The sequence below is a fragment of the Streptosporangium sp. NPDC000239 genome (assembly GCF_040300765.1).
Taxonomy (GTDB): Bacteria; Actinomycetota; Actinomycetes; order Streptosporangiales; family Streptosporangiaceae; genus Streptosporangium.
This window is the reverse complement of record NZ_JBEPEI010000040.1, coordinates 1-4,082: the sequence shown is the minus strand read 5'-3', so window position 1 is coordinate 4,082 and position 4,082 is coordinate 1. Positions and strand designations below refer to the sequence as shown.

Below are 4,082 nucleotides of genomic sequence, written 5' to 3'. Positions count from 1 at the left end.
GGGCGGGCGCTGCCGGCGCCTGTCTGCGCGCGAGGGGGTGCAGGGTAAGCCAGGCTGACTTGGTCAAAATCTCGAGCCCTGGGGCTGACCGCCGGGCGAGTTCTGCTGCGCGAGCCGTGGTGTAGGGTAAGCTGCCTGGAGTCGGCCGAGGGCAGGACGCCTTGCTGGCTGGTCCTGGCCTTCCTGTGGTGGTGTAGGGTAGGCCTGGTCGACTTTGCCTTGCGGCAGGGCCTAACCTGTAGGGCGTAGGTGTAGGGTAAGCTGGTGCTAGCTGGCCCGGGCCTTGACGTAGGGGTAGATTGATTCTGGTACACCCTGGAGTGGTGTAGGGTAAGCTGGTTTGGACGTGCCTGGGAGGCTGGTGTAGGGTATTTTAGCGGGAAATCGAAAAGTGGCCAACGAGGGTCGGGTGGCGGGGATGGCGTACTAGGCAGTATGTAGGGCCTATGGGGGAGGGGCCCCTGTGGCTGGTGCCGGGTAGGTAGAAGCGAAAGGGCTGTTAGCAGGCGCTCTGGCTCCTACGTGCTTTGCGAGAGAGGCCTTATGGCGGCGTGCTGGCCCTGGTCGTCGGTGGTGGCGCTAGGTAAGCTGATTTTGTCCTACCCTATAGTGGTGCCAGGTAAGCTGATTTTGACCTACCCTATAATGCTGCCGGGTAGGTTGATTTTAGTATACCTTATGGTGGTATAGGGTAACTGAGGGGTGCCTGGACTACCTACCCTAGACCCCACGACCACGTAAATAAGCCGCCGCGGGCGTATAGGGGCGACCTAGGAGAGGTCGGGGCCCCCTTTAGGGCGGCGTGGGCCTGCCTATATGCCTACCCTACTACTCCTGCTGCGCTGGCTGCGTTTTAGGTGGGCGGGGTGGTTATAGTGCTAGGCTGATGCTTTGTTACGTGCGGCTTCTGGTCAAGCCTGGCGGCCACCTGCTCCCTCTAGCGCCCCCCGTAGATGGGCATAGCGATAGCAGCGTACGCCAGGGCCTTCGGCCAGGGCCTCCCTATAGCGCTTCTAGCCTCTAAAGCCTCCTGGTGGCGCCTGTGTCGGGGTGCAGGGTAAGGCCTACCCTGAACCTACCCTGTACCATCTGGGGGCGGCGGCAAGGGCAAAAGAAATACGTGGGCTGGCTGCTGGCAGGCCTGGGGGCGCGCTGGTGCCGAGAAACCCGGCGCCGAGAGGGGGGGGTGGTGCGTTGTTGGAAATGTATGTTCGTGAGTCGATTTTTTGGATTTGCCATACAAATGAATTTTGCGGGAAATCAAAAGTGGCCAACGAGTGCCGGGTGGCGGGGGCGCCCCACCAGAGAGCTCGGAGGGTATGTGAGAGCGGGTGGCCAGTCGAGCAATCGGCCGGCCACAACACAACCGCAATCAAACAACTGTACCATATCTTGAAGACTTTCATTGCGTGGTCCCTTGAACAGGCTTGCAGGCTCCGGTCTCGCTAGCGAGGGATTCATAGTGTTGGTCGGCCCCCACGAAACCGGTCGCTCAGGCTTCACGGCGTACTGGGGATGCCCTGAAGGCGACGAATGCCCCGGCAATCGCCGCTGTAGGGATGGGTTCTGTGGATTACTGGCCTCTGGCGAGTTCTACCATCGAGCAACGGAAGGCAACCACGCCCGCCGGACGCCGCAATGGCTGAAGTCGGGCGCTGAGTCCTTCTCCTGGCGTGCCCCAGGCCACACGCCGCCCGTTCGGGCTCAGTGTGGTCGACGGCTTCGCTGGGGAACACATGAGTGGGAAAGCGGATTGCCGGCTCGCACGGCGCCCACGGCTCCTGCCGCAGGTGCTTTGCCCGGCGCGTCTCCGGACGCCACCCAGTGAACTTGACATCTCTCCGGCGCTGCTCGCAGCACCGGTTGCCGTTTTTCCGCGGCGGACGATAGTTATCTGGTTGATTCTGCCAGTAGTCATATGCTTGTCTCAAAGATTAAGCCATGCATGTCTAAGTATAAGCAATTATACAGCGAAACTGCGAATGGCTCATTATATAAGTTATCGTTTATTTGATAGTACCTTACTACTTGGATAACCGTGGTAATTCTAGAGCTAATACATGCTAAAAATCCCGACTTCGGAAGGGATGTATTTATTAGATTAAAAACCAATGCCCTCTGGGCTCTTTGGTGATTCATGATAACTTCTCGAATCGCACGGCCTTGCGCCGGCGATGGTTCATTCAAATTTCTGCCCTATCAACTTTCGATGTTTGGGTATTGGCCAAACATGGTTGCAACGGGTAACGGAGGGTTAGGGCTCGACCCCGGAGAGGGAGCCTGAGAAACGGCTACCACATCCAAGGAAGGCAGCAGGCGCGCAAATTACCCAATCCCGACACGGGGAGGTAGTGACAATAAATACTGATACAGGGCTCTTTTGGGTCTTGTAATTGGAATGAGTACAATTTAAATCCCTTAACGAGGAACAATTGGAGGGCAAGTCTGGTGCCAGCAGCCGCGGTAATTCCAGCTCCAATAGCGTATATTAAAGTTGTTGCAGTTAAAAAGCTCGTAGTTGAACTTTGGGCCCGGTTGGCCGGTCCGCCTCACCGCGTGTACTGGTCCGGCCGGGCCTTTCCCTCTGTGGAACCTCATGCCCTTCACTGGGTGTGACGGGGAAACAGGACTTTTACTTTGAAAAAATTAGAGTGCTCCAGGCAGGCCTATGCTCGAATACATTAGCATGGAATAATGAAATAGGACGTGTGGTTCTATTTTGTTGGTTTCTAGGACCGCCGTAATGATTAATAGGGACAGTCGGGGGCATCAGTATTCAATTGTCAGAGGTGAAATTCTTGGATTTATTGAAGACTAACTACTGCGAAAGCATTTGCCAAGGATGTTTTCATTAATCAGGAACGAAAGTTAGGGGATCGAAGACGATCAGATACCGTCGTAGTCTTAACCATAAACTATGCCGACTAGGGATCGGACGATGTTATTTTTTGACGCGTTCGGCACCTTACGAGAAATCAAAGTGCTTGGGCTCCAGGGGGAGTATGGTCGCAAGGCTGAAACTTAAAGGAATTGACGGAAGGGCACCACCAGGAGTGGAGCCTGCGGCTTAATTTGACTCAACACGGGGAAACTCACCAGGTCCAGACACAATGAGGATTGACAGATTGAGAGCTCTTTCTTGATTTTGTGGGTGGTGGTGCATGGCCGTTCTTAGTTGGTGGAGTGATTTGTCTGCTTAATTGCGATAACGAACGAGACCTTAACCTGCTAAATAGCCCGTATTGCTTTGGCAGTACGCTGGCTTCTTAGAGGGACTATCGGCTCAAGCCGATGGAAGTTTGAGGCAATAACAGGTCTGTGATGCCCTTAGATGTTCTGGGCCGCACGCGCGCTACACTGACGGAGCCAGCGAGTACTTCCTTGGCCGAAAGGCCCGGGTAATCTTGTTAAACTCCGTCGTGCTGGGGATAGAGCATTGCAATTATTGCTCTTCAACGAGGAATCCCTAGTAAGCGCAAGTCATCAGCTTGCGTTGATTACGTCCCTGCCCTTTGTACACACCGCCCGTCGCTAGTACCGATTGAATGGCTTAGTGAGGCGTCCGGACTGGCCCAGGGAGGTGGGCAACTACCACCCAGGGCCGGAAAGCTCTCCAAACTCGGTCATTTAGAGGAAGTAAAAGTCGTAACAAGGTCTCCGTTGGTGAACCAGCGGAGGGATCATTACCGAGTTTACAACTCCCAAACCCATGTGAACATACCTTTACGTTGCTTCGGCGGAGCCGCCCCGGCGCCCGGAACCTCTTCGGTTTCGCGGCCCGGAACCAGGCGCCCGCCGGAGGCCACAAACTCTTTTGTTTTTACAGTTTCTTCTGAGTGTGCCGCAAGGCAAAATACAAATGAATCAAAACTTTCAACAACGGATCTCTTGGTTCTGGCATCGATGAAGAACGCAGCGAAATGCGATAAGTAATGTGAATTGCAGAATTCAGTGAATCATCGAATCTTTGAACGCACATTGCGCCCGCCAGAATTCTGGCGGGCATGCCTGTTCGAGCGTCATTTCAACCCTCGAGCTCCCCTCTTTTTGGGAGAGCCCGGCGTTGGGGACCCGGCGCTAAC

Annotated in this window: 1 rRNA gene; it reads left to right on the top strand. The window is 55.1% G+C overall.

From position 1 onward, the window contains the following. Positions 1 to 1,886 precede the first annotated feature (1,886 nt). Positions 1,887 to 3,691 (top strand): 16S ribosomal RNA (locus ABT340_RS42305). Positions 3,692 to 4,082: the final 391 nt, after the last annotated feature.